Source organism: Phenylobacterium sp. GW821-FHT12F10, from assembly GCF_058806695.1.
Map to the genome: position 1 here is coordinate 58,394 of NZ_JBXAPY010000004.1, position 26,031 is coordinate 84,424.

31 protein-coding genes are annotated in these 26,031 nt (G+C 69.9%); 16 read left to right on the forward strand and 15 right to left on the reverse strand.

From position 1 onward, the window contains the following. Positions 1-8: 8 nt before the first annotated feature. From AC1RN5_RS19525 to rdgB, 4 genes are read right to left on the reverse strand one after another with little or no spacing between them, the layout of a single operon-like run. A complete protein-coding gene (locus AC1RN5_RS19525; RefSeq protein WP_493043099.1) occupies positions 9-383 on the reverse strand; it encodes a YraN family protein in 375 nt (124 codons plus the stop codon). Continuing rightward, complete coding sequence (rsmI, locus tag AC1RN5_RS19530; protein WP_493043101.1) at positions 380-1,252, reverse strand: 16S rRNA (cytidine(1402)-2'-O)-methyltransferase; 873 nt, start codon at positions 1,250-1,252, stop codon at positions 380-382. Before rsmI ends, AC1RN5_RS19525 begins: the two co-directional genes overlap by 4 nt. 40 nt (positions 1,253-1,292) lie before the next feature. Beyond that, positions 1,293-2,438, reverse strand: a complete 1,146-nt coding sequence (gene hemW / locus AC1RN5_RS19535) for a radical SAM family heme chaperone HemW (RefSeq protein WP_493043104.1) — start codon at positions 2,436-2,438, stop codon at positions 1,293-1,295. Next, positions 2,435-3,034 (reverse strand): RdgB/HAM1 family non-canonical purine NTP pyrophosphatase, encoded by a 600-nt coding sequence (gene rdgB, locus AC1RN5_RS19540; protein ID WP_493043106.1) that lies wholly within the window; start codon positions 3,032-3,034, stop codon positions 2,435-2,437. The genes hemW and rdgB overlap by 4 nt, the downstream gene beginning before the upstream one ends. Positions 3,035-3,464: 430 nt before the next feature. Here rdgB and AC1RN5_RS19545 point away from each other — a divergent pair, with 430 nt between their 5' ends. Then, positions 3,465-3,995, forward strand: a complete 531-nt coding sequence (locus tag AC1RN5_RS19545) for a DUF2975 domain-containing protein (RefSeq protein WP_421933528.1) — start codon at positions 3,465-3,467, stop codon at positions 3,993-3,995. A gap of 2 nt (positions 3,996-3,997) precedes the next feature. Further along, the gene (locus tag AC1RN5_RS19550) at positions 3,998-4,240 is read left to right on the forward strand and encodes a helix-turn-helix domain-containing protein (protein WP_493043110.1); all 243 of its coding nucleotides are present in this window, start codon (positions 3,998-4,000) and stop codon (positions 4,238-4,240) included. A gap of 334 nt (positions 4,241-4,574) precedes the next feature. Here AC1RN5_RS19550 and rph read toward each other — a convergent pair whose 3' ends face one another. Continuing rightward, a complete protein-coding gene (gene rph, locus AC1RN5_RS19555) occupies positions 4,575-5,294 on the reverse strand; it encodes a ribonuclease PH (protein WP_493043114.1) in 720 nt (239 codons plus the stop codon). 106 nt (positions 5,295-5,400) lie between these two features. Here rph and hrcA point away from each other — a divergent pair, with 106 nt between their 5' ends. Together hrcA and grpE are read left to right on the forward strand one after the other, a co-directional pair. Continuing rightward, the gene (gene hrcA, locus AC1RN5_RS19560) at positions 5,401-6,477 is read left to right on the forward strand and encodes a heat-inducible transcriptional repressor HrcA (RefSeq protein WP_421933525.1); all 1,077 of its coding nucleotides are present in this window, start codon (positions 5,401-5,403) and stop codon (positions 6,475-6,477) included. A gap of 2 nt (positions 6,478-6,479) precedes the next feature. Continuing rightward, positions 6,480-7,112 carry a nucleotide exchange factor GrpE gene (grpE, locus tag AC1RN5_RS19565; protein WP_493043117.1) on the forward strand — a complete coding sequence of 211 codons (633 nt, stop codon included), beginning with the start codon at positions 6,480-6,482 and terminating at the stop codon, positions 7,110-7,112. Positions 7,113-7,230: 118 nt separating this feature from the next. Here grpE and tesB read toward each other — a convergent pair whose 3' ends face one another. Continuing rightward, the gene (tesB, locus tag AC1RN5_RS19570; RefSeq protein WP_493043120.1) at positions 7,231-8,100 is read right to left on the reverse strand and encodes an acyl-CoA thioesterase II; all 870 of its coding nucleotides are present in this window, start codon (positions 8,098-8,100) and stop codon (positions 7,231-7,233) included. 106 nt (positions 8,101-8,206) lie between these two features. Between tesB and trmD the strand changes: the two genes are divergently transcribed. Together trmD and rplS are read left to right on the forward strand one after the other, a co-directional pair. After that, positions 8,207-8,917 (forward strand): tRNA (guanosine(37)-N1)-methyltransferase TrmD, encoded by a 711-nt coding sequence (gene trmD / locus AC1RN5_RS19575; RefSeq protein WP_493043123.1) that lies wholly within the window; start codon positions 8,207-8,209, stop codon positions 8,915-8,917. Positions 8,918-8,941: 24 nt separating this feature from the next. Then, positions 8,942-9,355 carry a 50S ribosomal protein L19 gene (rplS, locus tag AC1RN5_RS19580; RefSeq protein ID WP_493043126.1) on the forward strand — a complete coding sequence of 138 codons (414 nt, stop codon included), beginning with the start codon at positions 8,942-8,944 and terminating at the stop codon, positions 9,353-9,355. Positions 9,356-9,414: 59 nt separating this feature from the next. Here the strand turns inward: rplS and AC1RN5_RS19585 are convergent, their stop codons facing one another. Genes AC1RN5_RS19585 through AC1RN5_RS19595 form a run of 3 tightly spaced genes read right to left on the reverse strand, consistent with a single transcriptional unit; the run spans position 9,415 to position 11,170 of the window. Then, positions 9,415-9,885, reverse strand: a complete 471-nt coding sequence (locus tag AC1RN5_RS19585) for a GFA family protein (protein WP_493043127.1) — start codon at positions 9,883-9,885, stop codon at positions 9,415-9,417. Next, positions 9,882-10,277 (reverse strand): GFA family protein, encoded by a 396-nt coding sequence (locus AC1RN5_RS19590; protein ID WP_493043129.1) that lies wholly within the window; start codon positions 10,275-10,277, stop codon positions 9,882-9,884. Before AC1RN5_RS19590 ends, AC1RN5_RS19585 begins: the two co-directional genes overlap by 4 nt. Further along, entirely contained in the window at positions 10,274-11,170 is an 897-nt protein-coding gene (locus AC1RN5_RS19595) for a LysR family transcriptional regulator (protein WP_493043131.1), read from the reverse strand. The genes AC1RN5_RS19590 and AC1RN5_RS19595 overlap by 4 nt, the downstream gene beginning before the upstream one ends. A gap of 89 nt (positions 11,171-11,259) precedes the next feature. Here AC1RN5_RS19595 and AC1RN5_RS19600 point away from each other — a divergent pair, with 89 nt between their 5' ends. From AC1RN5_RS19600 to leuB, 6 genes are all read left to right on the forward strand, one after another. After that, positions 11,260-12,237, forward strand: a complete 978-nt coding sequence (locus tag AC1RN5_RS19600; RefSeq protein ID WP_493043134.1) for an NmrA family NAD(P)-binding protein — start codon at positions 11,260-11,262, stop codon at positions 12,235-12,237. A gap of 79 nt (positions 12,238-12,316) precedes the next feature. After that, positions 12,317-13,744 carry a 3-isopropylmalate dehydratase large subunit gene (leuC, locus tag AC1RN5_RS19605; protein ID WP_493043136.1) on the forward strand — a complete coding sequence of 476 codons (1,428 nt, stop codon included), beginning with the start codon at positions 12,317-12,319 and terminating at the stop codon, positions 13,742-13,744. Then, positions 13,741-14,607 carry a VOC family protein gene (locus tag AC1RN5_RS19610; protein ID WP_493043137.1) on the forward strand — a complete coding sequence of 289 codons (867 nt, stop codon included), beginning with the start codon at positions 13,741-13,743 and terminating at the stop codon, positions 14,605-14,607. Before leuC ends, AC1RN5_RS19610 begins: the two co-directional genes overlap by 4 nt. Next, on the forward strand, positions 14,608-15,219 hold the full coding sequence (leuD, locus tag AC1RN5_RS19615; RefSeq protein WP_493043139.1) for a 3-isopropylmalate dehydratase small subunit: 612 nt from the start codon (positions 14,608-14,610) through the stop codon (positions 15,217-15,219). Beyond that, positions 15,216-15,518, forward strand: a complete 303-nt coding sequence (locus tag AC1RN5_RS19620) for a putative quinol monooxygenase (protein WP_493043141.1) — start codon at positions 15,216-15,218, stop codon at positions 15,516-15,518. Before leuD ends, AC1RN5_RS19620 begins: the two co-directional genes overlap by 4 nt. 22 nt (positions 15,519-15,540) lie before the next feature. Beyond that, on the forward strand, positions 15,541-16,593 hold the full coding sequence (leuB, locus tag AC1RN5_RS19625) for a 3-isopropylmalate dehydrogenase (protein ID WP_493043142.1): 1,053 nt from the start codon (positions 15,541-15,543) through the stop codon (positions 16,591-16,593). Here leuB and AC1RN5_RS19630 read toward each other — a convergent pair. Both AC1RN5_RS19630 and AC1RN5_RS19635 read right to left on the reverse strand, forming a co-directional pair. After that, positions 16,590-17,189, reverse strand: a complete 600-nt coding sequence (locus AC1RN5_RS19630) for a DUF6134 family protein (RefSeq protein WP_493043144.1) — start codon at positions 17,187-17,189, stop codon at positions 16,590-16,592. The two genes, leuB and AC1RN5_RS19630, sit on opposite strands and share 4 nt — an antisense overlap. Before the next feature lie 36 nt (positions 17,190-17,225). Further along, positions 17,226-18,152 carry a bifunctional helix-turn-helix transcriptional regulator/GNAT family N-acetyltransferase gene (locus AC1RN5_RS19635; protein ID WP_493043145.1) on the reverse strand — a complete coding sequence of 309 codons (927 nt, stop codon included), beginning with the start codon at positions 18,150-18,152 and terminating at the stop codon, positions 17,226-17,228. Positions 18,153-18,274: 122 nt separating this feature from the next. On the opposite strand from AC1RN5_RS19635, the gene AC1RN5_RS19640 reads away from it, so the two are divergent. Together AC1RN5_RS19640 and AC1RN5_RS19645 are read left to right on the forward strand one after the other, a co-directional pair. Next, entirely contained in the window at positions 18,275-18,685 is a 411-nt protein-coding gene (locus tag AC1RN5_RS19640) for an EVE domain-containing protein (protein WP_493043147.1), read from the forward strand. A 2-nt stretch (positions 18,686-18,687) separates the two neighbouring features. Beyond that, complete coding sequence (locus tag AC1RN5_RS19645; protein ID WP_493043149.1) at positions 18,688-19,782, forward strand: hypothetical protein; 1,095 nt, start codon at positions 18,688-18,690, stop codon at positions 19,780-19,782. Here the strand turns inward: AC1RN5_RS19645 and AC1RN5_RS19650 are convergent. Continuing rightward, entirely contained in the window at positions 19,779-20,186 is a 408-nt protein-coding gene (locus AC1RN5_RS19650; RefSeq protein ID WP_493043150.1) for a PaaI family thioesterase, read from the reverse strand. The two genes, AC1RN5_RS19645 and AC1RN5_RS19650, sit on opposite strands and share 4 nt — an antisense overlap. A gap of 163 nt (positions 20,187-20,349) precedes the next feature. Here AC1RN5_RS19650 and AC1RN5_RS19655 point away from each other — a divergent pair, with 163 nt between their 5' ends. Together AC1RN5_RS19655 and rarD are read left to right on the forward strand one after the other, a co-directional pair. Continuing rightward, positions 20,350-21,381: an aspartate-semialdehyde dehydrogenase gene (locus AC1RN5_RS19655; RefSeq protein WP_493043151.1), complete on the forward strand. Its 1,032-nt coding sequence runs from the start codon at positions 20,350-20,352 to the stop codon at positions 21,379-21,381. 157 nt (positions 21,382-21,538) lie between these two features. After that, on the forward strand, positions 21,539-22,447 hold the full coding sequence (gene rarD, locus AC1RN5_RS19660; RefSeq protein ID WP_493043153.1) for an EamA family transporter RarD: 909 nt from the start codon (positions 21,539-21,541) through the stop codon (positions 22,445-22,447). Positions 22,448-22,517: 70 nt separating this feature from the next. Here the strand turns inward: rarD and AC1RN5_RS19665 are convergent, their stop codons facing one another. The 3 genes from AC1RN5_RS19665 to ahcY all read right to left on the reverse strand — a co-directional run bounded on the left by AC1RN5_RS19665 (position 22,518) and on the right by ahcY (position 26,002). Further along, on the reverse strand, positions 22,518-23,642 hold the full coding sequence (locus AC1RN5_RS19665; RefSeq protein WP_493043640.1) for a serine hydrolase domain-containing protein: 1,125 nt from the start codon (positions 23,640-23,642) through the stop codon (positions 22,518-22,520). Beyond that, entirely contained in the window at positions 23,639-24,484 is an 846-nt protein-coding gene (locus AC1RN5_RS19670) for a PfkB family carbohydrate kinase (RefSeq protein ID WP_493043155.1), read from the reverse strand. Before AC1RN5_RS19670 ends, AC1RN5_RS19665 begins: the two co-directional genes overlap by 4 nt. Before the next feature lie 126 nt (positions 24,485-24,610). Then, the gene (ahcY, locus tag AC1RN5_RS19675; protein ID WP_493043157.1) at positions 24,611-26,002 is read right to left on the reverse strand and encodes an adenosylhomocysteinase; all 1,392 of its coding nucleotides are present in this window, start codon (positions 26,000-26,002) and stop codon (positions 24,611-24,613) included. Positions 26,003-26,031: the final 29 nt, after the last annotated feature.

Consider the following 26,031-nt stretch of genomic DNA (forward strand, 5'->3'; position numbering starts at 1 on the left):
CAAAACCCTTACGCGCCTCTCCAGGCGTCGGGACTATGTCTCGGAAGTCTGCCGGGCGCGAGGGCGATCAGGTCCAGGCGCACCGCGGCCTTCTGCAGCGCCGGCCGCCGAGCCGCGAGGGTCGCCCCGGCGCGGCGCAGGCGGGCCCGCTGATCGGCGCTCACCGCCTCCAGGGCCGCCAGCATCGTGGTCCTCTGCTTGACCTCCACCACCGCCAGGACCCCGCCGCGCAGGGCCAGCAGGTCGATCTCGGCCTGGGGGGTCTTCAGGCGGAAGCCCAGGATGCGGTAGCCCTTCAGCATCAGCCAGACCGCCGCCCAGATCTCCGCCCGCCGGCCGGAAAGCCGCGCCGCCGCGCCCCGGGCCTGGCGGATCGGGGTCACGGCCTGTCCGCCTTCAGCTCCATGGCCCGGCGATAGAGGTCGCGGCGGGGCAGACCCAGGGCCTTGGCCACCTCGCCGGCGGCGTCGGCCGTGCCCAGGCGCTCCAGGGCCTGGCGCAGGGCGGTGTCGACATCGGCGGCGGTGGCGGCCTCCTCCCGGCCCGGACCCACGACGATGACGAACTCGCCCTTCGGCGCGGAGAAGCGCTTGTCGGCGGCGAGCACGTCCAGGGGCGCGCGGGTGACGGTCTCGTAGAGCTTGGTGAGCTCCCGGGCCACGGCGGCCTCGCGGGGCCCGAAGACCGCGGCCATGTCGGCCAGGCTGGCGGCCACGCGGCTGCCGCCCTCGAAGAAGACCAGGGTGGCGCGCAGGCCGGCCAGCTCCTCGAGGAAGGTCCTGCGCGCCGCGCTCTTGGGGGGCGGGAAGCCGGCGAACAGGAAGCGGTCGGTGGGCAGGCCGGCCACGGAGAGCCCCGCCAGCAGGGCCGAGGCGCCAGGGATCGGATAGACCGGCAGGCCCGCCGCGATCGCCTCGCGGGCCAGGCGGTAGCCGGGGTCGGAGACCAGGGGCGTGCCCGCGTCGGAGACCAGGGCCACCCGCCCACCCTCGCCGAGGATCTGCAGGGCCTTGGGCCCGGCCCGGTCGGCGGAGTGCTCGTCATAGCGCTCCAGCTTCTTGGACAGGCCATAGGCGGCCAGCAGCTTGCCGGCCACCCGGGTGTCCTCGGCCAGGACCAGGTCGGCGGCGGCCAGCACGTCCAGGGCGCGCAGGGTGATGTCGCGCAGGTTCCCGATCGGCGTGGCCACCAGATAGAGGCCCGGCGCCAGGGGCGCGTCGGACAGGGCGGGGGGCGGCGGGCGGGGGGACATGGGCCAAGGCTTCGCCGGTCAGGGCCCCGATGGCAACCCTTCAGGCCAGGGCCAGGCGGCTGGTGACCCAGTTCAGCACCAGGCGGCCGGCCGGGGTGGCGCGCAGGCGGGCGGCGTCCGGCGCGATCAGCCCGGCCTCCGCCAGGTTCGCGACCTCCGGGGTCTCCGGCGTCAGCCCCAGGGCGGCCAGCTCGGCGAAGGGAACCCCCTCCTCGATCCTCAGGCCCGCCAGCAACCGCTCCTCGGCCGCCTGCTGGGGGGTGAGGGTCTCCCGCGTCGACCAGCCCAGGCCGCTCTCGGCGACCTTGGCGATGTAGTCGGCGGGGCGGGCGGCGGCGAAGGTGGCGGTGCGCGCGCCGTCGAGCGTCAGGCGGCCATGGGCGCCGGGGCCCGCGCCCACATAGTCCTGGCCTCGCCAGTAGACGAGGTTATGCCGCGAGCGGGCGGCGACCCCCCGGGCGTGGTTGGACACCTCGTAGGCGGAGAAGCCCGCGGCGGTGAGGGCGTCCTGGGTGACGTCGAACAACTCGGCGGCCAGGTCTTCCCCCGGCGGGACCAGGGTCCCGCGTTTCACGGCGCGGTCGAAGGCGGTGCCGGCCTCGATGGTGAGCTGGTAGGGCGAGAGATGCTCGGCCCCCAGGTCGATGGCCTGGGCCAGTTCGGCGCGCCAGGCGTCCGGGGTCTGGGCGGGGCGGGCGTAGATCAGGTCCAGGGACAGGCGGGGAAAGACCCGGGCCCCCAGGGCCGCGGCGCGGCGGGCCTCCTCGGCGCCATGGTTGCGGCCCAGCATCGCCAGGCTCGCGTCATCCAGGGCCTGGACCCCCAGCGACAGGCGCTGGACGCCAGCGGCGGCGAAGCCCGAAAACCGCCCGGCCTCGGCGTCGGTGGGATTGGCCTCCAGGCTGACCTCCAGGTCGGCGGCCGGGGTCCAGAGGCTGGAGCACAGGGCGATCATCTCGCCCGCCCAGTCGGGGTCCATCAGGGAGGGCGTGCCGCCGCCCAGGAAGATCGAGGTGAGCTCGCGGGGGCCGGTCAGCTCGCGGTGGCGGCGCAGGTCGGCGAGGATGGCGGCCTTCAGGGCGCGCTGTTCCTCCCCCCGGCCGCGGTCGCGCAGGACGTTGAAGTCGCAATAGGGGCAGATGCGGGCGCAGTAGGGCCAGTGGATATAGACCCCAAGCGGCGTCAAAGGATGGCGGCCTTGAGCTTGGCGAAGGCCAGGGCCCGATGGCTCATGGCGTCCTTGGCGGCGGGCGCCATCTCGCCGAAGGTCTCCTGGTGGCCCAGGGGCGTGAAGATGGGGTCATAGCCGAAGCCCAGGGTCCCGCGCCCCGGGAAGGTGAGGGTTCCGTCGATCCGGCCCTCCACCACCACCGCGGGGCCGTCCGGCCAGGCGACGGCCAGTGCGCAGGTGAACCAGCAGGAGGGGTCCTCCGATCCCGAGGCCTCGACCCGTTCGGCCACCTTGCCCATCGCCAGGGCGAAGTCCTTCCCAGGTCCCGCCCAGCGGGCCGAGAAGATGCCCGGCGCCCCGTCCAGGGCGGCCACCGACAGGCCGGAATCGTCGGCGAGCGCGATCAGGCCGCTGGCCTGGGCCGCCGCGCGGGCCTTGAGCAGGGCGTTGCCGGCGAAGGTGGTCTCGGTCTCGTCGGGTTCGGCCAGGCCCAGCTCGCCGGCGCTCACCAGGGGAAACCGGTTCTCCAGGATGGCGGCCAGCTCCTTGAGCTTGCCCGGGTTGTGGGTCGCCACCACCAGCCGCGCGCCGGGTTCGAGCTTGAGCGCCATGGGAAGATCTCCGGTTTCGTCGGGACGGCGGACCATAGTCGCGCGGCGTGACCCGTTCAATTGCAAGGGGTTGGCGCACATGTCGGTCGCCGCGGATGGAACATTACGAATGTTTCATATCGTTTTTCGATAATTTCCTTGATCGAAAAGCGATGCGTCCGTATTGACTAACGACATGGACGGCGACCGGCCGCCCGCACACACAAACAACCGCCCCGGCGGCCAAGATGGAGATGAAGAGATGTTTTCGCCCGTGATGACCTGGATGGACCGCGCCCTGATGCGGGTCGTGGTGGTTCTCGCCGCCCTGCCGGTGCTGGCCTTGGTGACCGAGGCCCTGGTCCGCTAAGCTCCCATGCTGAAGTTTGACGCGTCCCGCCGCCAGCCGCCGCGTTGGCGGCGGAGCCATCCGAGCGGGGAGATAAGGTTGATGCGCGCCCTGGGGCCCGGCTCGGTTTCGAGCTTCCTGAAGATCATCCTCGATGTGGTCTATGTCGCCCTGTGGATCGGGATCGGCGTGGTGGGCCTGCTGATGCTGGCGGCCCTGCTGCTGAGCTTCAATCCCGACCTGATCGGCCGCCTGTCCCTCAGCGTCGAGGGCGCCAAGGTGATCAGCCGCGGCCCGGTCCTGGCCGGCGGCCTGCTGGCGGCGGCCCTCTACATGGCCGGCCTGCAGGTGATCGTCGCCCGCCTGCGTCAGATCTTCGCCACCCTGACCGCCGGCGACCCCTTCCATCCCGACAATGTGCTGCGCCTGCGGGTGATCGGCCTGGCGCTCGGCAGCCTGGAGCTGGTGCGCTACTGCGTCCGCTTCGCCGGCCAGTGGCTCGACCTGGCCCAGACCAAGGACAGCCAGGGCCTCAGCCTGACGGCCTGGTTCTCGGTCCTGGTGGTGTTTGTCCTGGCCGAGGTGTTCCGCGAAGGCGCGCGCCTGCGCCGCGAAGCGGAGCTGACGATCTAATCATGCCCATTCGTGTCCTGCTCGACCGCGTGCTGCTGGAACGCCGCATGTCGCTCACCGAACTCGCCGACCGGGTCGGCGTCACCATCGCCAACCTGTCGATCCTGAAGACCGGCAAGGCCCGCGCCGTGCGCTTCTCCACCCTGGCGGCCCTGTGCCGCGAGCTGGATTGCCAGCCCGGGGACCTGCTGCACTACGAACCCGGTCCCGCCGACGACCTGCCGGACGACGACGAGGGCGGGTAACGGTGGCGTGATGTCGCAGTGCGGCATGTTTTTGCGCGCGCAAGTGCAAAAAACACGACTGAGCACCGCTTAGATATTGCCAGGTAAGGGCTGGGCTCCTATATGCACTGCAACAATTGCTGCGTTGCACAAAGGAGCTCCCCATGGCTCGCGCCCTTGAGAACCTGATCGACCGCCTGATGGCGCCCTTCGCCGAAGAGCTGGCCCGCCTGCCCGCCTCGGCCTTCCGGCAGCTGCTGAACGGTCTCTAAGTTAGTAACCCGCCGCCTTCGGGCGGCGGTCGCGTTCGAAACAGGCGGCCCCCCCAGGGCCGCCTGTTTTGCGTTCCGGCGTCCTACTTGCGGGCCGCGGCCTCGAGCTGCAGTTCGCAGAGCTCGCCGATGCCCTTGCGGGCCAGGGCGAACAGGGCCTCGAACTCGCCCTGGCTGAAGCCCCGCTTCTCGCCGGTGGCCTGGATCTCGACGATGTCGCCGGACCCGGTGAGCACGAAGTTGGCGTCGGCCTCGGCGTTGGAGTCCTCTTCGTATTCCAGGTCCAGGACCGGGGTCCCGTTGTAGATCCCGCAGGAGATGGCCGCGACCTGGTCGGTGATCGGGTCGGCGGTCACTAGCCCTTCCTCCATCAGGTAGTTCACCGCCCGGCGCAGGGCGATCCAGGCGCCGGTGATGGCCGCCGTCCGGGTGCCGCCGTCGGCCTGCAGCACGTCGCAGTCGAGCGAGATCTGGCGCTCGCCCAGCAGGGTCGGGTTGATCACCGCGCGCATGGAGCGGCCGATCAGACGCTGGATCTCCTGGGTGCGGCCCGACTGCTTGCCCTCGGCGGCCTCGCGGCGGCCGCGGGTGTGGGTGGCGCGCGGCAGCATGCCGTACTCGGCGGTGACCCAGCCCTGGCCGCGGCCGCGCATGAAGCCCGGCACCCGGTCCTCCACGCTGGCGGTGATCAGCACCTTGGTGTGGCCGAAGGTGATCAGGCAGGAGCCCTCGGCGTAGCGGTTGACCCCGGTTTCGATGGTCACGGCGCGGAGAAGCTCGGGGGTACGGTCGGAAGGGCGCATGGGAAGGGCTCGGATAAGAGCGCGACGTCTTGCGCCGCAGTGGGTCGGGCTTATCCTAGATCATAGAGGTTCCGTCCATGGTTCTGACCTGCCCACGCCACCAACCTTGACCAGCTCGCTGTTGACCGGCGGGCCGTCGCTCGCCGAACTGGACGAGCGCGCCCGCGACATCTTCCGCCGCGTCGTGGAAAGCTATCTGGAGACCGGCGACCCGGTCGGCTCGCGCACCCTGTCCAAGGGCGGCGTCCACCTGTCGCCAGCCTCGATCCGCAACACCATGCAGGACCTGACCCAGCTTGGCCTGCTGGGGGCGCCCCATGTCAGCGCCGGGCGGCTGCCGACCCATGCCGGCCTGCGGCTGTTCGTCGACGGCCTGATGGAGGTCGGCGATGTCGGCGAGGAGGAGCGGCGGACCATCGAGGCCCGGCTTACCGGCCGCGGCCAGACCTTCGACGACGCCCTCAACGAGGCCAGCGCCATTCTGTCGGGCCTGGCCGGCGGGGCCGGGGTCGTCGTCACCCCGGTGCGCGACGCCGGGGTCAAGCACGTGGAGTTCGTCTCGCTCTCGGCCGACCAGGCCCTGGCCGTCATGGTCTTCGACGACGGCGCGGTGGAGAACCGGCTGATGTCGCTGGCCGCCGGCGTCACCCCCAGCGCCCTGCAGGAGGCGTCCAACTTCCTCAACACCCGCCTGCGGGGCAAGACCCTGGTGGAGGCCGGCCGCGAGATGCGCACCGAGCTGGAGGCCGCGCGCCGCCAGCTCAACGAGACCGCCGCCCGCCTGGTGGAGGACGGCCTGGCCGCCTGGGGCGGGGGCGAGGTGGCCGAGCGGGCCCTGATCGTGCGGGGCCGCGGCAATCTCCTGGCCGACCCGGAAACCCTGGAGGACCTCGAGCGCGTTAGAATGCTGTTCGATGATCTGGAGCAAAAGGAACAGCTCATCGGTCTGCTAGACGGGGTCAACGCGGCCCAGGGCGTGCGCATCTTCATCGGGGCCGAAACGCGACTGTTTTCGCTTTCGGGTTCCGCCGTGATCGCCGCGCCCTATATGACGGGCCGACAGAAGGTGCTGGGCGCGATCGGCGTGATCGGTCCGGCCCGGCTCAACTATGCCCGGGTCATCCCGCTGGTGGACTATACCGCCCGCGTGCTGTCCCAGGTTCGAGAACGCGTGAAGGATTGAACATGTCCGACGATCAAACGCCGGCTGAAGAGCTCAACGAATTCGCCGATGCGGCGGTGGACCAGATCGAGGCCCTGAAGGCCGAGGTCCAGGGCCTGAAGGAACAGGTGCTGCGCTACGCCGCCGAGGCCGAGAACACCCGCCGCCGCGCCGAGCGCGAGGCCAATGACGCGCGCGCCTACGCCATCCAGAAGTTCGGCAAGGACCTGCTGGGCGCGGCCGACAACCTGGCCCGGGCGCTCACCGCGGCGCCCGCCGACAGCGCCGACACGGTGGTGAAGAACTTCGTGGTGGGCGTGGAGATGACCGCCAAGTCCCTGCAGAGCGCCTTCGAGAGCAATGGCCTCAAGAAGATCGAGCCTGACAAGGGGACCAAGTTCGACCCCCACCAGCACCAGGCGATGATGGAGCAGCCCTCCACCGAGGTGGCCGGCGGCGGCGTGATCCAGGTGCTGCAGCCGGGCTATGAGCTGCTGGGCCGGCTGATCCGCCCGGCCATGGTGGTGGTGGCCGCAAAGGGCTCCACGGGTCCGTCCCCCGGCGGCGAGCCGACCGGCGCGACCAATCCGTACGCCGCTCAGGACGCCGCCCACGGCGACGACGACGCCGGCGGGGCGGTGGATACGAAGGCCTGATCTGACCGCTCATCCCGGCGGAGGCCGGGACCCAGGTCGTAGGTCACGACCTGGGATGCTGTCCTGAATGCGGTAGATGAACCTGGGCCCCGGCCTTCGCCGGGGTGAGCGGGGTCTTTTAAGCCTTCGCCTCGGGCTTGCGCATGCGGATCAGGCCTTCCTGGGTGACCGAGGCCACCAGGTCGCCCTTGCGGTCGAAGATCGAGCCGCGCACGAAGCCGCGGCCGCCCGACGCCGAGGGGCTGTCCTGGTGATAGAGGTGCCACTCGTTGAAGTTGGACGGCTTGTGGAACCACATGGCGTGGTCGAGGCTGGCCGACTGCAGGCCCGGCGTCTGCCACTCCACCCGGTGCGGCCGCATGGCGGTCGAGAGCATGTTCATGTCCGACGCATAGGCCATGATCACCTGGTGCATGTGCGGGTCGGTCCCGATCGGGGCGCGGCAGCGGAACCAGACGCTGTTCTCGGCGGGCTTGGGGCCCTTGTTGAAAAAGGGGTTGCCGTCGACGGCGCGCATCTCGATGGGCCGCGGGCGCGACATCATCTTGCGCATCTCCGGCGGGGCCTTCTCCAGCATCTTCTTCTGCTGCTCGGCCTCGCTGGGCAGGTCGTCTGGGCCGGGCACGTCGGGCATCGGCGCCTGGTGCTCGAAGCCCTCCTCCACCACCTGGAAGGAGGCGGCCAGGTTGAAGATCTGCTTGCCGTTCTGGATGGCCACCACGCGGCGCGTGGTGAAGGTGCCGCCGTCGCGGGAGCGGTCGACGTCGAAGACGATGGGAATCTGCGGATCGCCCGGACGGATGAAGTAGCAGTGCAGGGAGTGGCAGACCCGGTCCTCGACCGTCTCATAGGCCGCTAGCAGCGACTGGCCGATCACCTGGCCCCCGAAGATCCGGCCCGGACCCATGGACGGACTGACGCCCCGGAACAGGTTCAGCTCCAGGCGTTCCAGCGACAGGGTCTCGATCAGGCTCTCGGGCGTGTCCATATGGGTCTCGAAATATGCTGCAAGTGCGAAAGGCGACGGATTAGGCCCATAGGGCGGCTCGGGCAAGGCGGTAGAAATCCCCGCCCGCATGGTCCAAAAGCCGCAGATGTCCTTCGACGCCACCGTCCTGACCATGTTTCCCGAGGCCTTTCCGGGCCCGCTCGGCGTCTCGCTGATCGGCACGGCCTGGCGCGAGCAGGGGCTGTGGACCCTGGAAACGGTGGACATTCGGCAATTTTCCAAGGATAAGCGCGGCTTCCTCGACGACACCCCTGCGGGTGGCGGTCCGGGACAGGTGATGCGAGCGGACGTCATCGCCTCCGCGCTGGACAGCGTGGAGCGGCGAGGGCGGCCGCTTTTATATATGAGCGCCCGGGGCAAGCCCCTGACCCAGGCGCGCGTGAAAGAGTGGGCCGCCGGTCCGGGACTGATCGTCCTGGCCGGCCGGTTCGAGGGGGTGGACCAGAGGGTGCTCGACGCCCGAGGGTTCGAGGAGGTCGCCGTCGGCGACGCGGTGCTCGCCGGTGGCGAGGCCGCGGCCCTGGTGACGATCGAGGCGTGCGTACGGCTGGTCCCGGGTGTGTTGGGGCAGGCCGAGAGCTTGAGTGAAGAAAGCTTCGAGGACGGGCTCCTCGAGCATCCGCAATATACGCGACCGCGGACGTTCGAAGGCCTGGATATCCCCGAGGTGCTGCTGAGCGGCCATCACGCCCTGGTGCGGAAGTGGCGGGCTGAGCAGCGAGAAGAGACGACGCGGAAGCAGCGGCCGGACTTGTGGGCGCGGCGAACCGCCAATCAACAGCCAAAGGGCGATTAAGCCCGAAGACCCAAGGACGAAGCGATGAACATCATCCAGCAGCTCGAAGACGAAGAGCGCCAGCGCCTCCTCGCCACCCGCACCATCCCGGACTTCCAGGCCGGCGACACCCTGCGCGTGAACGTGAAGATCAAGGAAGGCGAGCGCGAGCGCGTTCAGGCCTATGAAGGCGTCTGCATCGCCCGTCAGGGCGGCGGCATCAACGAGAGCTTCACCGTCCGCAAGATCTCCTTCGGCGAAGGCGTGGAACGGGTGTTCCCGACCCACTCGCCGATGATCGAATCCATCGAGGTGAAGCGTCGCGGCGTCGTCCGTCGCGCCAAGCTCTATTACCTGCGTGACCGTCGCGGGAAGTCGGCCCGGATCGCCGAACGTTCCTACACCGGCGGTACGGCCAAGCCCGACACCGTGGCCCCGGCGGAAACCGCCGAGGACTAGGTCTTCGGACCTTACGAGTTTCAAGCGGCGGCCCTGGCGACGGGGCCGCCGTTTTCGTTTCAGCCCTCCACCCACGCCTTCCATGCCTTCATCACGGGGGAGAAGTCGGTGGGCTGGGTCGCGTACTGCAGGACCTCCTCATCGAAGGTCACCCAGGGCTGGGCGCTCGAAACCCAGAAGGCCGAGACCGGATGCAGCCAGCTGGTGTCGTCCAGCGTGCCGGGGCGGATGGTGAGGGAATGGGGGCCGCCCGGCGGCTCGGTGAAGATCCGGGTTCCACAGCCGGGGCAGAACCGCTGCGGGATCACCGTCCCGGACGCGGCCTTGCGCAGCCAGGTGGCGGGCTCGCCATGGGTGATCTCGAAATCCTTGCGGAACACCGGCATGGCCATGGAAAACGCGCTGGCCGTCAGCTTCTGGCAGTCGGTGCAGTGGCAGGTGTAGATCGCGATGGGCGGCGCGTTCAGCCGGTAGCGCAGGGCCCCGCAGGCGCAACCGCCGGCGATGGGAAAGCTGGGAAGCCGGCTCATGCGGGGGGCCTTTCAGGGTATTGCGGCAGGCCGTCGTCCAGCTTCAGCCAGGGCAGCCTGGTGCTCGTGAAGATGTGCATGTTCGGCGCGAGCGCGTTCGGATCGTCCAGGGTCGGCAGGCTGATGGCGATGCGAGCCGGTGGGTCGTTCGGCTGGCTGAACACCAGGGTCCCGCAGCGGGCGCAGAAGCGGCGCATCACCCGCTCGGAGGTGGGATGGTCCAGGGTCTGGCCGGAGATCGTCACCTCCTTGAGGGCGAACATGGCTCGGGCGAAGAACGGTGCGCCGCCGGCCTTCTGGCACAGGGTGCAGTGGCAGCAGCGCACGTTCAGCGGCTCGCCGCGCGCGTCATAGCGGACCTGGCCGCAGAGGCAGCCGCCCGTCAGGCTCACCGGCCCTTGCCCAGATAGTCGGCGAACCCCGCCGCCAGGTGGTCGAACATCAGCCGCATGCGCCGGCTGCCCTTCAGGTTCTCATGCATGGCGATCCAGCATTCGAGCTCGAAGGAGAAGGCGTTGGCCAGGACCGGCACCAGGCCGTCGCGCCGGGCGATCTGGTGCTGCACCCCGCCGATCCCCATGCCGGCGCGGATGGCGGAGACCTGGGCGGCGTCATTGTCGGTGCGGAAGGCGAAGACATCGCGGGTGATCGGCCGCGGGAAGTCGATGCCGGCCAGGGCCTCCAGGGCCGGGCGCTCGCGGTCGAAGCCGCAGAGGGTGTGGTTCTCCAGATCCTCCAGGCTCTCGGGCATGCCGCGGCGGTCGATATAGCCCTGGGTGGCGTAGAAGCCGACGCCGAGCATGCCGATCTTGCGGGCCACCAGGGCGCCCTGGGTGGGCCTGGCCATACGCACGGCGATGTCGGCGTCGCGGCGCGACAGGTCCTCGATCTTGTTGGAGAGCACCAGCTCGATGGAGATGTCGGGATGCCGCTCCATGAACCCAGCCAGAATCTGCGGCAGGACCTCGACGCCGACGATCAGGCTGGCGGCGATGCGGATCGAACCCTTCTCGCTGTCGGCCGAGCCCGAGGCGTCGCGCGCGGCGGCGGCGGCGGCGGCGTGCATCTCCTCCAGGTGGGTCTTCAGGCTGATGGCGAGGTCGGTGGGGGTCAGGCCGCGGGGGCTGCGCAGGAACAAAGGCGCGCCCAGCTGCTGCTCCAGGGCCTCGATGTGCCGGCCGATAGTGGGCTGGGTCAGGCCCCGGGCGCGGGAGGCCGCCGACAGGCTGCCGGCCTGCAGCACGGCGTGGAGGCTCTGATAGAGGTCCCAGGTCGGATCGCTCATGCGTCTATGAATAGCTGAGTCACGGATATCCGCAATTTCGTTTGACCTCCCGGTCGCCGATCCTGGGCCTCTGAACAGGAGATGGCGACATGGCGACCTCAGACAAGACCGCCCTGGTGATCGGGGCCACGGGATCGGTGGGCGGTGAGGTGGCCGCGGCGCTGCTGGCGCGGGGCTGGCGTGTGCGCGGCCTGCACCGCGATCCGGCCCGGGCGGCCCGCGAGGCGGTGGGTCTGGAGCGCATCGAATGGGTGAAGGGCGACGCCCCGTCGGCGGCCGAGGTGACCGCCGCGGCCGACGGGGTGAAGGTGATCGTCCATGCCGCCAACCCGCCGGGCTACAGGAACTGGGCGGGCCTGCTCCTGCCGATGATGGAGGCCAGCATCGCCGCGGCCAAGGCCACGGGCGCGCGGATCATCCTGCCGGGCAATGTCTACAACTACGGGCCCGACGCCTTCCCGACGATCACGGAGGACGCCCCGCAGAACCCGAGGACCCGCAAGGGGGCGATCCGGGTGGCGATGGAGCAGAGGCTGCAGGCCGCCGGGGTGCGGAGCCTGGTCGTGCGGGCCGGCGACTTCTTCGGCCCGGTGAGCGGCTCCTCCTGGCTGACCGAGGGGATGGTGGCCAAGGACAGGCCCCTGCGGTCGGTGAGCTATCCCGGCCCGCGCGAGATCGCCCACGCCTGGGCCTACCTGCCCGACCTCGCCGCCGCCATGGCGCGGCTGGCGGAGATCGAGGCCACCCTTCCCGATGTGGCGGTCTACAATTTCGGCGGCCACCAGATCACGGGCGACCAGCTGGTCGCGGCCCTGGAGCGGGTGGCGGGGCGGCGGCTGGCGGTGAAGCGGATTCCCTGGCTGGCCATGCGGGCGGTCGCCCCCTTCGTGGAGACGCTGCGGGAGATGCTGGAGATGCGCTACCTCTGGGAGACCGAGGTGCTGCTGGACAATGGCCGGCTGGTGAAAACCCTCGGCGCGGAGCCGCACACGCCCCTCGAAACGGCGCTCAAGGTCGCGCTTCAGGGTCAAGGTTGCCTGCCGATGGACCAAAAGGCCGCGGCCTGAGGCAAATCCTTGCGCGGGGGTCGCAGAAATCGTCGCCCCGCGCTGGACTTAGGGCCCCCTCCGACCCTACATGCCGCCCATGTCCGGCAAGACCCTTTATGACAAGATCTGGGACGCCCACGTCGTTGCGGAGCAAGACGGCGAGGCCATCCTCTATATCGACCTGCACCTGATCCACGAGGTGACGACGCCCCAGGCCTTCGCCGGCCTGCGGGCCGCCGGCCGCCCGGTGCGCCGTCCCGACCGCACCCTGGCGGTGGCCGACCACAACGTCCCCACGCAGGGCCAGGCGCTCGGCGTCGGCGCGGTGGCCGACGAGGAGGCGCGGCTGCAGCTCCAGACCCTGGAGCGCAACGTCAAGGACAACCGCATCGAGTTCTTCCCGATGGGGGATATCCGCAACGGCATCGTCCACGTGGTGGGCCCGGAGCAGGGCCGCACCCAGCCGGGCATGACCATCGTCTGCGGCGACAGCCACACCTCGACCCACGGCGCCTTCGGGGCGCTCGCCCAGGGGATCGGCACCTCGGAAGTGGAGCATGTGCTGGCGACCCAGACCCTGCGCCAGAAGAAGTCGAAGAACCTGAGGGTGACGGTCAACGGGACCCCGGGTCCCGGGGTCGGGGCCAAGGACTTCGCGCTGGCCATCGTCGGCGCCATCGGCACGGCCGGCGGCACCGGCTCGGTGATCGAATATGCCGGGGAGGCGATCCGCGGCCTGTCCATGGAAGGCCGCATGACCCTGTGCAACCTGGCCATCGAGGCCGGCGCGCGGGCGGGCCTTGTGGCGCCCGACCAGAAGACCTTCGACTACATGATGGGCCGTCCGGCCGCCCCCAAGGGCGCCTCCTGGGAGATGGCTCTGGCCCACTGGAAGACCTTCCAGTCCGACCCCGACGCGGTGTTCGACCGCGAGGTGGTGCTGGACGCCGCCGACATCGCCCCCACCGTCACCTGGGGCACCAGCCCCGAGGACGTGATCCCGGTCACCGGAAACGTGCCGGCCCCCGAGAGCTTCGCCACCCCCGACAAGCGGGCTTCCGCCGAGCGGGCCCTGGACTATATGGGCCTCACGGCGGGGCAGCCGATCACGGAGGCCAAGGTGGACGTGGTCTTCATCGGATCGTGCACCAACAGCCGCATCGAGGACCTGCGGTCCGCCGCCCAGGTGGTGCAGCACGCCTTCCTGAACGGCCGCCTGGTGGCGCCCCATGTGCGGGCCATGGTGGTGCCGGGCTCGGGCCTGGTGAAGGAACAGGCCGAGGCCGAGGGGCTGGACGCCATCTTCAAGGCCGGGGGCTTCGACTGGCGCGAGCCGGGCTGCTCGATGTGCCTGGGCATGAACCCCGACCGCCTGGCGCCCGGGGAACGCTGCGCCTCGACCTCCAACCGCAACTTCGAGGGCCGCCAGGGCCGCGGCGGGCGCACCCACCTGATGAGCCCGGCCATGGCTGCGGCCGCCGCCATCGCCGGCCACATCGTCGACGTCCGCGAGTTCCTGCCGTGATCACGGGCCTGGATCACATCGCGCTGGCGGTGAACGATCTGGACGCCGCAGTCGCCGGCTACCGCGCCCTGCTGGGCCGCGAGCCCAACTGGATCGGCGGCGACGGCGGGGCCCGGCACGCCTGGTTCCAGCTGCCCAACATGGCGCTCGACGTCATCACCCCGCACGGCGAGGGCGCCTTCGGCGACACCATCGCCAAGCACCTGGCCGAGCATGGCGAGGGGATCTGGGCCATCGCCTTCACCGTGGCCGACACCGCCGCCGCCCAGAAACTGGCCGAGCGCCGGGGCCTGCGCGGCAGCGTGCCTGGTCCCACCCGCTCGACCCATGACGACGGCCGCAAGCGCTACTGGACGACCTCGGCCCTGGACGCCGCCGACACCGGGGGCCTCAACATCCTGCTGGTGGACCCGCCCCGCAGCGGCGAGCCCTGGCCGCTGTCGCCCGCCATCGACGGCGAGGCCGCCGCCGTCAGCGAGCTGGACCACGTGGTGATCAACACCGCCAATCCGGACCGGGCCCTGGCCATCTACGGCGCCAAGCTGGGCCTAGACCTCAGGCTGGACCGGTCCAACGACCAGTGGGGCGTGCGTCAGCTGTTCTTCCGCTGCGGCTCGGCGGTGGTGGAGATGGGCGCCAGCCTGAAGACCCCGATGAGCGATGCGCCGGACCGCTTCGGCGGCCTGGCCTGGCGGGTCACCGACGCCGACGCCGCCCAGGTCCGCATCGCCGCGGCCGGCTTCGACGTCTCCGAGGTGCGCAAGGGCCGCAAGCCGGGCACCAAGGTCTTCACCCTGCGCGCCGGCCTCCCCGCCGCCCCGGCCCTCCTCATCCAGCAGAACGCCGAAACCGAGACCGCCTAGATGAAAGCCTTCACCAAGCTCGATGCGCGCATGGCCCCCCTGGCCATGGCCAATATCGACACCGACCAGATCATCCCCAAGCAGTTCCTCAAGACCGTGGAGCGCGAGGGCCTGGGCAAGGGGCTGTTCTACGACTTCCGCTTCGACGAGCAGGGCCGCGAGAAGCCCGATTTCGTGCTCAACCGCCCGGAGTACAGGGGCGCGGGCGTCCTGGTGGCGGGCGACAACTTCGGCTGCGGGTCGAGCCGCGAGCACGCCCCCTGGGCCTTGCTGGATTTCGGGATCAGCTGCGTGATCTCGTCCTCCTTCGCCGACATCTTCTACAACAACTGCTTCCAGAACGGCCTGCTGCCGGTGGTCCTGAAACCCGAAGAGGTCCAGGCCCTGATGGAGGAGGCCAAGGGCGGCAACCACCTGGTGACCGTCGACCTGGAGGCCCAGACCGTGGTCTCGCCGTCGGGCGCGGCCTTCAGCTTCCAGATCGATCCCCAGCGCAAGGCCAAGATGCTGCAGGGCCTGGACGCCATCGGCGAGACCCTGGTCGCCGCCAAGGACATCGACGTCTACGAGACCAAGCGCGCCCTGTCGGAGCCCTGGCTGGAGGGCGCATGACCCTGATCATCGCCGGCACGGTCCGCGTGCCGCCGGAGAACCTGGAGCGCTTCAAGCCCCACATGCTGGCCATGCTCACCGCCAGCCGGGCCGAGGAAGGGTGCCTGGAATACGCCTACGCCCAGGACGTGGCCGATCCCGGCCTGATCCGGGTCTACGAGGCCTGGCGCGACCAAGCCTGCCTCGACGCCCACTTCCAGACCCCGCACATGGCGACGTGGCGCGCCGCCTGGCCCCAGTTCGGGGTTGGCGACCGCAGGCTCATCGCCTACGAGACCGCCTCCGAGCGCGCGCTTTAAAGTTCTCTCCAAGGCTCCTGACATGACCGATCTCCTCCTCCTGCCGGGCGACGGCATCGGACCCGAAGTGACCGCCCAGGTGCGTCGCGTCGCCGAGGTTCTCGCGCCGGAGCTCACGATCGAGGAGCGGCTGTTCGGGGGCGCGAGCTATGACGCCCATGGGACCCCGCTGACCGACGAGGCCCTGGCGACGGCGAAGGCCTCCCGCGCGGTGCTGATGGGCGCGGTGGGCGGCCCGCAGTGGGCCGGGGTTCCCCGCGACAAGCGCCCCGAGGCCGGCCTGCTGGCCCTGCGCGCCGGCATGGAGGTGTTCGCCAACCTGCGCCCGGCCCTGTGCTTCCAGCCGCTGGCCGACGCCTCCAGCCTCAAGCGCGAGGTGGTGGAGGGCCTGGACTTCATGATCGTCCGCGAGCTCACCGGCGGCATCTATTTCGGCAGCCCGCGCTTCATCGAGGACCTGCCGGGCGGCGGCAAGCGCGCCGTCGACACCCAGGTCTACACCACCGCCGAGATCGAGCGGGTGGCGCGCGTCGCCTTCGAGCTGGCCCGCGGCCGCCGCAACAGGGTGACCTCGGCCGAGAAGTCCAACGTGATGGATTCCGGCCTGCTATGGCGCCAAGTGGTCACCGACCTCCACGCCCGCGACTACGCCGATGTCGAGCTGGAGCACATCCTGGCCGACAACGCGGCGATGCAGATCGTCAAGAATCCCAAGCAGTTCGACGTCATGGTCACCGACAACCTGTTCGGCGACATCCTGTCGGACATCTCGGCCCAGCTCACCGGCTCCCTGGGCATGCTGCCCTCGGCCGCGCTCGGCGTGGCGGGCAAGCCCGGCCTCTATGAGCCGATCCACGGCTCGGCGCCGGACATCGCCGGCCAGGGCGTGGCCAATCCGCTGGCCGCCATCCTGTCCTTCGAGATGGCCCTGCGCTGGTCCCTGGACCGCACCGACCTGGCCGACAGGCTGTTCGCCGCCGTCAACAAGGCCCTGGAGACCGGCGCCCGGACGCGGGATCTTGGCGGGACCCTGACCACGGTGCAGATGGGCGACGCGGTCCTGGCGGCGCTCTAGACCCGCCGGTACTCCAGCATCGAGCCGTCCTGGAGCTTGCCCTTCAGGGCGCTCCAGACGCCTGCCTCGTCATAGAAGTCGTCGATCTCCGCCTCGCCGCGCACCGCCCACTGGCGGGGGCCGACCTTGCGGGCCGTCACCTTCAGCAGCTTGCCCTCCTGGGGATTGAACAGGGGACCTGAGAAGACCTCCGGGTTCCAGTGGGTGAAGGGCCGCGCGCCCGCCGGGCCGTTCACCCGGCCCTTGGCGGTCTCGATGACGACGCCGCCCTCGGTGCGCCGGGCGGAGACCCGCTCGGCCTTGCCGTTGGAGTCGGTGGTGGTTTCCAGAGCCGTGAAGCGGCCTCCGGTCCAGCGCTCCACGGCATGGTGGCGATATCGGAACACCGGCACGGGGCCGAGCTTCACGGTCATGCGCACATCGGTGGTGACGGTGGGGGAGGCCGGGTCGCCCGAGAAGCCCATCAGGTGCTCGCCGATCCTGGTCCCGTTGCGCAGGACGGCGAAGGCCAGGCGGCGACTGGCGGGCGCGGCGGCGAGGGCGAGGCCGGGCAGGGCGGCCAGGCCGCCGGCGAGCAGGAGACGTCGATCGATCATGTCGGACCTACGGGCCAGACCCGGCCGCAGATGCGCTCAGAGGGTCAGCCGCCAGGTCTCCGACACCTGCTCGGGGCCAAGATCGGCGTGGGTCCAGGTCTCGGTCAGCTCGAAGCCGGCGGCGGCGTAGATGCCGCGGGCGGCGGTCAGGACCGCATGGGTCCACAGCACCACCTCGCGGTAGCCGGCCGCTCGGGCGAAGGCCAGGCACTCGGCCACCAGCCGCTTGCCCAGGCCCAGGCCGCGGGCGGCGGGGGTGAGCATCAGCAGGCGCAGCTTGGCCTGGCCGGGAGCCTCGCCCTTGACCAGGAAGATCGAGCCCAGGCGCTCGCCGCCGCGTTCGGCGATCCAGCAGCGCTCGAGGTCGGGATCGAAGTTGTCGAGGAAGTCGGCGCAGACCCGGGCGGTGAGCGACTCGATGCGGCTGTCCCAGCCATATTCCCGCGTATAGACCTCGCCGTGCTGGGCGATGATCCAGCCCATGTCGCCTGGCCGGTGCGGGCGCAGGATCACCTCCACGGTGGCGGGCGCCTCCAGCAGGCCCTGGATATCGGTCACCGCCCGGGTCAGGCGCTCGCGCTGGGGACCGTCGAGCCCCGCGATCATTCTGGCCACCACCTGGTCCGACGCCGCGTTCAGGCCCGCGAAGGTCTCTGCGCCCTTGGCCGTCAGGGTGACGGTGATGCTGCGCCCGTCCTCCGGGGAGGGGGAGCGGGCGGTGAGGGCCTCCCGTTCGAACCGCTTGAGGATCCGCGACAGATAGCCCGCGTCCAGGCCGGTGATCGCGCTGATCGCCTTCGGCGTCAGGCCGTCCGGCGCCTGGGCGATCTCGTAGAGCACCCGGCCCTCGGCGACGCTCAGGGGCGTGCCCAGATAGGCCTCCTCCAGCACCCCGATCCGGCGGGTGTAGAAGCGGTTGAAGCCGCGGATGGCGGCGATGGGATCGGGTGGGCTCGGGGTCATGGCGGGCTCCTTCCAGGCCCGAAGGGAACGACATGTATTTGACTGAGTCAACTATATCCTGGGCGCTTGCCAAGCGTCGCCGGGGGCGGCGATATCGTGGCCAGGATTGAGGGAATGCGCCGATGGCCCACTGGCTGATGAAGTCCGAGCCCGAGAAGTTCAGCTACCAGGACCTGGTCCGCGACGGGAAGACCGTCTGGGACGGGGTGCGCAACAACCAGGCCGCCCTCTATCTGAAGGCCATGAAGCTGGGTGACGAGGCCCTGTTCTACCACTCCCAGAAGGGGCTGGAGGTGGTGGGGATCTGCAAGGTCTCCCGAGAGGCCTTCCTCGACCCCAGCGATCCGGCGGGCCGATTCGTGGCCGTGGAGGTGGTTCCGGTCCGGGCGCTGAAGACGCCCGTCACCCTGGCCCAGATGAAGGCCAATCCGGCGCTTGCCGAGATGAAAATGTTCAAGCAGTTCCGCCTGTCGGTCTGTCCGGTCGAGCCGGCCGAATGGAAGGCGATCCTGGCCATGGCCGGCGAGGCCTGAGGATGGCGCGGCTCTGGGCCGGGCTGGGTTTGGCGGTCTGCCTGGCGGGCGCGGCCCGCGCCCAGCCGGTCGAGCCGGCCCCCGAGCCCCCGGCGGTCCCGGCCGCGCCGCCGGCCGCCTGGGCCCAGGCCTCCTCGATGATGACCCGGCTGCTGGAGACCGCCGCGCCGTCGAGCCTGGCGGTCTACACCACCCTGGCCGGCGATCGGGACAGGCAAGGCCTGTCGGTGGGCGCCCTGCAGTGGAATTTCGGCCAGGGGACCATCGCCGACCTGATCGACAGGGTGGCCGACGCCGATGCGCTGGCCGCCGCCGACATGCCCTTCCACGGGGCGGACTTCGTGAAATACGCCCGGCTGTCCCGCGATCCCCTGACCCGGCCCGAGGCCCTGGCCTGGGCCCGCTCGGTGCAGACGGACGGCGTCATCGACCCGGCCTTCGCCATCGAACTGGAGGGGTTCCTGGCCGACCCGGCGGTGGTCGCCGCCCAGGACGCCGGCGAACAGGTGTTTCGCGCCTCGGCCTGGAACCTGGCGACCCGCTGGGCCGCCACCCTGCAGAGCCGGCCCCAGCCGCGCTTTTCGGAATACGCCTTCTTCTACGACATGCGGGTTCAGGCCGGGGCCCGATACCTCGAGGAGATCGAGGCGGTGATGGCCAAGCTCGCCACCTTCAAGGCCGGGGAGACGCGGGATCTCGACTTCACCTCCCGGGCCCGCACGGCGGCGGCCTTCGTGGCCATGAAGAACGACACCCCCTGCGCCATCCCCACCGCCAAGCGGCCCAACCTGGCGCCGGGCCACGTCTGGGACGGTCAGGCCAACTGCGCGGTCTGGCGCACGATGATCGCGGACGGGGAGACGCAGGGGCCCGACCGGGAGCTGCTGGTCCTGGCCTTCCTGCGGGCCTATGTCGGCTCCGACGAGTTCGCGGTGAACCTGTTCAACCGCAAGGGCCTGTTCGCTGTCGGCCGCGGCCTGGCCAACGGCCGCTCCTGCGATTTCCGCCCCCTGTTCGCGGCCCTGGACGCCGGCGAAAGCGTGAGCGCCGACCAGGTGTCGGGGGCGTGTCGAGCCCCGAAGCCCGGGAAGGGCTAGGACGCCGCCGCCTTCTCCCCCAGGGGCACGGTCATCTGGGTCTGGATGACGATGGCCACCAGCTTGCCATCCTCGCCGGTGATGCGGGTCTGCCAGACGCTGGAGGAGCGGCCGATGTGCAGGGCGGTGGATTCACCGATCACCGTCGTCCCCTCCTTGGCCGAGCCCACGAAGTTGGTCTTGCTCTCGATGGTGGTGGTCCGCGAGCCGGCCGGCAGGTTGAGGAAGCCCCCCACGGCGCCGAGCGCGTCGGCGAAGGCCATGATCGCCCCGCCGTGCAGGATGTGGCCGGAGGTGCAGAGGTCGGCCCGCACCACCAGCCTGCCGATGACCTTCTCCTTGGAGGGGTCGGTGACCTCCACCCCCATCAGGTTGGCGAAGGGCATGCCGGTGTTGGGGGTCATGGGGTTTCCTCGTGAGTCGTTTTCTCGCCCGCCACGATAGGCGGCTGCGGCCCGCCGTCCATGACCTGGTGGGTCAGACAGCCGCGGCGGCGCGCGCCCAGCTTGCGATTTCGGGCTCAGGAGCGTAACGGAACGCTCCGCTTGAAGATGAGGAGAGACCCCGATGGGCTACCGCGTAGCCGTCGTCGGCGCCACGGGTAATGTGGGCCGCGAAATGTTGAACATCCTTGAGGAAGTTCAATTCCCCATCGACAAGATCCACGCCATCGCCAGCCGCAAGTCCATCGGGCTCGAGGTCGCCTTCGGCGAGAAGATCATCAAGTGCCAGGACATCGAGCAGTTCGACTTCTCGACCGTCGACATCGTGCTGATGAGCGTGTCCGGATCCTTCTCCAAGGAGTGGTCGCCGAAGATCGGCGCGGCCGGCCCCATCGTCATCGACAATTCCTCGGCCTTCCGGATGGACCCCGAGGTGCCCCTGGTGGTGCCGGAGGTGAACCCCGACGACGTGCTCTGGGCGCACAAGAAGAACATCATCGCCAACCCCAACTGCTCGACGGCCCAGCTGGTGGTGGCGCTCAAGCCCCTGCATGACCGGGCGAAGATCAAGCGGGTGGTGGTCTCGACCTACCAGTCGGTCTCCGGGGCCGGCAAGGAAGGCATGGACGAGCTGTTCGACCAGACCAAGAACGTCTTCGTCCTGGGGGCGACCCCGCCCAAGAAGTTCCCCAAGCAGATCGCCTTCAACGTCATCCCCTTCATCGGGTCGTTCCAGGACGACGGCTACACCGACGAAGAGCAGAAGATGTGGAACGAGACCCACAAGATGATCGACCCGGCCATCAAGCTGACGGTCACCTGCGTGCGCGTGCCCGTGATGGTCGGCCACTCCGAGGCCGTGAACATCGAGTTCCATGAGCATCTGGACGAGGACGAGGCCCGCGACCTGCTGCGCGAGAGCCCCGGCCTGATCGTCATCGATAGCCGCAACGATCAGGGCTACATGACCCCCAAGGAGGCCCAGGGCGAGTTCCCGGTCTTCGTCAGCCGCATCCGCAACGACCCCACCGTCGAGCACGGCCTGAACCTCTGGGTGGTGGCCGACAACCTGCGCAAGGGCGCGGCCCTGAACGCCGTCCAGATCGCCCAGCTCCTGCACGAGCGCGGCCTGATCAAGACCAAGCTTATCGCCTAGCGCCGAGACCGCCTCCTCTCCCGCAAGGCTGAGAGGAGGTGGGACCGCGACGCCCCGTCCGGACTCCGCGAGGGTTGGCGCGAAAGGCTCTTGCCGTCGCCGCCACGGCGCCTAGGTAAGCAACCCGCCGTCGCGCTGACGCTTCGAAAGCCCGCCCGTGACCGACTCCGCCCAGATCAACCGCACGGCGCTCGGCGCGGGCATCCTCTGCTACTTCATCTGGGGCTTCGTGCCCCTGGCCTTCCAGGCTATCGGCCACCTCGGCGTCGGCCCCTGGGAGACGCTGGCCCACCGCACCATCTGGGGCGCGCCGACCGCCCTGATCTTCGTGCTGCTGGCCAGGCAGTGGCGCCAGGCGGTGGCGGTGTTCCGCCAGCCCAGGGTGCTGGCCTGGCTCACCCTGTCGGCGGGGCTGATCGCCGCCAACTGGATCGTCTTCATCTGGGCGGTCAATTCCGGCCGGGTGCTGGAATCCAGCCTCGGCTACTACATCACCCCCCTGATCAACATGGCCGCCGGGACCCTGATCTTCCGCGAGCGCATGGATCGGATCGGGGTCGCCGCCATCGCCTTCGCCGTGGTGGGCGTGGTGATCCAGGCCGTGGCGCTCGGCCACCTGCCGCTGGTCTCCCTGGCGCTGGCCCTCTCCTTCGGCGGCTACGGGGTTGTGCGCAAGCAGGTGGCGGCCGACGCCCAGACCGGCCTGTTCATCGAGTGCCTGCTGCTGGCGATCCCCAGCTTCTTCTTCGTCCTGTGGCTGGAGCATCAGGGTGGCGGCCACTTCCTGGCCTCGCCCGCCACCATCGCCTGGCTGATCGCCTCGGGACCGATCACGGCGGTGCCCCTGGTGCTGTTCTCCTGGGCCGCCCGGCGGATCCCGCTCTCCTTCATGGGCTTCCTGCAGTTCATCGGCCCGACCATCGGCTTCGTGATCGGCGTCAGCCAGGGGGAGGCCTTCACCCCCCTGCGGGCCATCTCCTTCGCCTTCATCTGGGGCGGGGCGGCGGTCTTCACCTACGGCGCCTGGCGCCGCAGCCGCGCGCTGCCGAGCCCGGTGGTGGCCTGACCCACAGGGTCCTGGCGCAGATCCCCCGACCTAGGATCTGGGCCCCGGCCTTCGCCGGGGTGAGCGGACGTCATAAGGACCCGTACGCCGCCTCGATCAGGGCCTTGGGACGGCGGTCGCCGATCAGGTCCGTGGACTGGCGGTTCATGACATAGGCGCCGGCCAGGCCGGTCTCCGGGTCGGCGAAGACGCAGGAGCCGCCCCAGCCCGAATGGCCGAAGGTCTGCTCCCCCGGGCCCCAGACCTTCACCGGGGCGTTGCGCATGAACCCCGCCCCCCAGCTCATCTCGAAGGGCAGCACCAGGTCCTGGCCGCGGATGCGCTCCCGCGACGCCTCGGCGATCAGGGCCGGCGACAGGATCACCTCTCCGTCCAGCCAGCCGTCATCGGCCAGCGCCCCGAACAGGCGGGCCAGGGCCAGGGCGGTGGCGTGGCCGTTGGCCGACGGAATTTCCGTGCGCCGCCACTCCGCCTGGCCGCGGCCGCCGGCCGAGGACCAGGGGGTGAGGAAGGCCGCCCGCGTGGCCTCATTGATGTCGCCGAACCTGGCCGGGCCGTTGGGACGCTGCATGTCGGCGGCGCGGCCGTGCTCGGAATCCGGCAGGCCGATCCACAGGTCCAGATCGAAAGGGACCGCCAGGTCCTGGCGCAGGGCCGTCCCCATGGTCCGGCCGTCCACGCGGCGGAAGATCTCGCCGGCCAGGTAGCCGAAGGTCACCGGATGGTAGCCGCTGGCGGTTCCCGGCGGCCACAGGGGGGCCATGGCCGCCAGCTTGGCGCAGATGGCGTCCCAGTCGAACCACAGGGACGGCTCCATGGGATCGGGGAAGCCGGAAAGGCCGGCCTGGTGGCTCATCACCTGCTCGACGGTGATGGCGCCCTTGCCGGCCTGGGCGAAGTCCGGCCAGACGCTGGCGACGGTCTGGCCGTAGTCCAGCCGGCCTGAGTCCACCAGCCGGGCGATCAACAGGGCGGCGATGGCCTTGGTGCTGGAGAAGATGGTGGTGAGGGTGGTGTCGTCGAAGGCCCGGGTCCGCTGGCGGTCGGCATGGCCCGCCCAGAGGTCCACCAGCACCTCGCCCCGGCGGACCAGGGAGAACCGCGCCCCCAACTCCAGGCCCTGCTCGAAGTTGGCCTCGAAGGCCTCCCGGACCGCGAAGAAGGCCGGGGCGCAGGTTCCGGAGATCTCGGTCAGGCCAGACGCTCCATGCGCACGGTGGGGGAGGCGGCCTTCAGGCGCTGGGACATGGCCACGATGGGCAGTTCGGCGACGTTCCAGATCTGGGCGGCGCTGATGGTCTCGGCCACGCCGCCGACCGCGCGGGCGAGCGCGTAGGAGGTGGTGAGCCCATCGATCAGGGCCGCGCCGAACAGGGCCGAGAGCAGGTCGCCGGTGCCCTTGGGGGCGCTATCGGCCCGCGGGTGGGCGGCCAGCCAGGCCTCCTTCTTGTCGGCGTAGATCACCCCGATCTCGCCGCCGCGCTGCACCGAGGAGACCATCACCGGCCGGCCGAGCAGGCGGGCGGCGTGCAGGGCCTGGGTGGGATCGCGGGTCTCGGCGCCGGTCATGCGCTGCAGCTCCCAGGCGTTGGGGGCGACGATGTCGGCGCGGGGGACCAGGTCGCTGATCACCGCCTCGGCCACGTCGGCGGCGACATAGAGCCCCTTGCCGGCGTCGCCGATGGTGGGGTCGATGATGATGATGGGCTTGCGGGCGCCGGTCTCGCGCGGGGCGGCGCGCACGGCGTCGATGGCCCGGGCCGCGGCGCGCACCTGGGCGGCCGACGCGAAATAGCCGGTGAGCACCAGGTCTGTCTGGGCGAACAGGCCATTGGCCTCGATGCCGTCCAGCATCCCCTCGATGGCCTCGACGGGCACGGCGGCGCCGCCGGGCGCCCCCCAGCCAGGGTGGCGGCCGTAGAGCACGGTGGGGACCACCATGGTGTCGATTCGGAAGGGCGCCAGGGCCTGGGCCTGGGCGGCGCCCCCGACCCGGCTGGCGGCGACATGACTGGAGATGACAAGCGCGAGCGGCATGGCCGGTTTGTTAGCCGAGGGCTTGGAGCCGCGCTAGCTGTAGAACGAAAACGTCATCCCCCGGCGCTTGGGGGGCTCGGCGGACTGGAGATACGCCGGCGCCGGGGGATGACGAAGGTCGAACGCCTAGTAGCGGTAGTGGTCGGGCTTGAACGGCCCGGCCGTGGGCACGCCGATATAGTCGGCCTGCTCCTTGGAAAGCGTGGTCAGCTTGGCGCCGAGCTTGCCCAGGTGGAGCATGGCCACCTTCTCATCGAGGTGCTTGGGCAAGGTATAGACCTTGGTTTCGTACTTCGCGCCATTGGTCCACAGCTCAAGTTGGGCGAGCGTCTGGTTGGTGAAGGAGGCGCTCATCACGAAGCTGGGGTGGCCGGTGGCGTTGCCGAGGTTCACCAGACGGCCTTCCGACAGCAGGATGATCTTCTTGCCGTCGGGGAATTCGACGTGGTGGACCTGATCCTTGATCTTGTCCCACTTGAAGTTCTTCAGGCCGGCGACCTGAATTTCGCTATCGAAGTGGCCGATATTGGCGACGATGGCGTTGTTCTTCATCTTCCGCATGTGGTCGACGGTGAGAACGTCCTTGTTGCCGGTGGCGGTGACGAAGATGTCGCCCTTGTCGGCGACGTCTTCCATGGTCTGGACCTCGTACCCCTCCATGGCCGCCTGCAGGGCGCAGATCGGGTCGATCTCGGTGACGATCACCCGGGCGCCGCCGTTGCGCAGGGAGGCCGCCGAGCCCTTGCCCACGTCGCCGTAGCCGAGGACGACGGCGACCTTGCCCGAGAGCATGACGTCGGTGCCGCGGCGGATGGCGTCCACCAGGCTCTCACGGCAGCCATAGAGGTTGTCGAACTTGGACTTGGTGACGCTGTCGTTGACGTTGATGGCGGGGAAGGGCAGCTCGCCGCGTTCCGACATCTGGTAGAGGCGGTGGACCCCCGTGGTGGTCTCTTCCGACACGCCCTTGCAGGCGTCGCGGATGGCCGAATAGAAGCCCGGCTTCTCCTTGATGTAGCGCTTCATCACCGCGAAGAGGGCTTCCTCTTCCTCGTTCTGCGGGTTGGCCAGGACGGAGATGTCCTTCTCGGCCTTGGGGCCCAGCACGCAGAGCAGGGTGGCGTCGCCGCCGTCGTCGAGGATCAGGTTGGGGTAGCCGCCGTCATGCCATTCGAAGATGCGGTGGGCGTATTCCCAGTACTCCACCAGGTTCTCGCCCTTGATGGCGAAGACCGGGGTGCCGGCCGCGGCGATGGCGGCGGCGGCGTGGTCCTGGGTGGAGAAGATGTTGCAGGAGGCCCAGCGGACCTCCGCGCCCAGGGCTTCCAGGGTCTGGATCAGGACCGCGGTCTGGATCGTCATGTGCAGGGAGCCGGCGATGCGGGCGCCCTTCAGGGGTTGGGCCTTGCCGAACTCGGCGCGCACGGCCATCAGGCCCGGCATCTCGGTTTCGGCGATAGCGATTTCCTTGCGACCGAAGTCGGCGAGGGTGATGTCTTTCACGACATAGTCGGTCATCGGGGTGTCCTGTCGGCGCAATATGCTTT

Excerpts from the sequence above, each read along its gene's own strand:
- rsmI (WP_493043101.1), bottom strand. The coding sequence starts at position 1,252 with ATGTCCCCCCGCCCGCCGCCCCCCGCCCTGTCCGACGCGCCCCTGGCG.
- rdgB (WP_493043106.1), bottom strand. The coding sequence starts at position 3,034 with ATGGCGCTCAAGCTCGAACCCGGCGCGCGGCTGGTGGTGGCGACCCAC.
- AC1RN5_RS19545 (WP_421933528.1), top strand. The coding sequence starts at position 3,465 with ATGCGCGCCCTGGGGCCCGGCTCGGTTTCGAGCTTCCTGAAGATCATC.
- AC1RN5_RS19550 (WP_493043110.1), top strand. The coding sequence starts at position 3,998 with ATGCCCATTCGTGTCCTGCTCGACCGCGTGCTGCTGGAACGCCGCATG.
- rph (WP_493043114.1), bottom strand. The coding sequence starts at position 5,294 with ATGCGCCCTTCCGACCGTACCCCCGAGCTTCTCCGCGCCGTGACCATC.
- grpE (WP_493043117.1), top strand. The coding sequence starts at position 6,480 with ATGTCCGACGATCAAACGCCGGCTGAAGAGCTCAACGAATTCGCCGAT.
- tesB (WP_493043120.1), bottom strand. The coding sequence starts at position 8,100 with ATGGACACGCCCGAGAGCCTGATCGAGACCCTGTCGCTGGAACGCCTG.
- trmD (WP_493043123.1), top strand. The coding sequence starts at position 8,207 with ATGTCCTTCGACGCCACCGTCCTGACCATGTTTCCCGAGGCCTTTCCG.
- rplS (WP_493043126.1), top strand. The coding sequence starts at position 8,942 with ATGAACATCATCCAGCAGCTCGAAGACGAAGAGCGCCAGCGCCTCCTC.
- AC1RN5_RS19585 (WP_493043127.1), bottom strand. The coding sequence starts at position 9,885 with ATGAGCCGGCTTCCCAGCTTTCCCATCGCCGGCGGTTGCGCCTGCGGG.
- AC1RN5_RS19595 (WP_493043131.1), bottom strand. The coding sequence starts at position 11,170 with ATGAGCGATCCGACCTGGGACCTCTATCAGAGCCTCCACGCCGTGCTG.
- AC1RN5_RS19600 (WP_493043134.1), top strand. The coding sequence starts at position 11,260 with ATGGCGACCTCAGACAAGACCGCCCTGGTGATCGGGGCCACGGGATCG.
- leuC (WP_493043136.1), top strand. The coding sequence starts at position 12,317 with ATGTCCGGCAAGACCCTTTATGACAAGATCTGGGACGCCCACGTCGTT.
- leuD (WP_493043139.1), top strand. The coding sequence starts at position 14,608 with ATGAAAGCCTTCACCAAGCTCGATGCGCGCATGGCCCCCCTGGCCATG.
- AC1RN5_RS19620 (WP_493043141.1), top strand. The coding sequence starts at position 15,216 with ATGACCCTGATCATCGCCGGCACGGTCCGCGTGCCGCCGGAGAACCTG.
- leuB (WP_493043142.1), top strand. The coding sequence starts at position 15,541 with ATGACCGATCTCCTCCTCCTGCCGGGCGACGGCATCGGACCCGAAGTG.
- AC1RN5_RS19630 (WP_493043144.1), bottom strand. The coding sequence starts at position 17,189 with ATGATCGATCGACGTCTCCTGCTCGCCGGCGGCCTGGCCGCCCTGCCC.
- AC1RN5_RS19635 (WP_493043145.1), bottom strand. The coding sequence starts at position 18,152 with ATGACCCCGAGCCCACCCGATCCCATCGCCGCCATCCGCGGCTTCAAC.
- AC1RN5_RS19640 (WP_493043147.1), top strand. The coding sequence starts at position 18,275 with ATGGCCCACTGGCTGATGAAGTCCGAGCCCGAGAAGTTCAGCTACCAG.
- AC1RN5_RS19645 (WP_493043149.1), top strand. The coding sequence starts at position 18,688 with ATGGCGCGGCTCTGGGCCGGGCTGGGTTTGGCGGTCTGCCTGGCGGGC.
- AC1RN5_RS19650 (WP_493043150.1), bottom strand. The coding sequence starts at position 20,186 with ATGACCCCCAACACCGGCATGCCCTTCGCCAACCTGATGGGGGTGGAG.
- AC1RN5_RS19655 (WP_493043151.1), top strand. The coding sequence starts at position 20,350 with ATGGGCTACCGCGTAGCCGTCGTCGGCGCCACGGGTAATGTGGGCCGC.
- AC1RN5_RS19670 (WP_493043155.1), bottom strand. The coding sequence starts at position 24,484 with ATGCCGCTCGCGCTTGTCATCTCCAGTCATGTCGCCGCCAGCCGGGTC.
- ahcY (WP_493043157.1), bottom strand. The coding sequence starts at position 26,002 with ATGACCGACTATGTCGTGAAAGACATCACCCTCGCCGACTTCGGTCGC.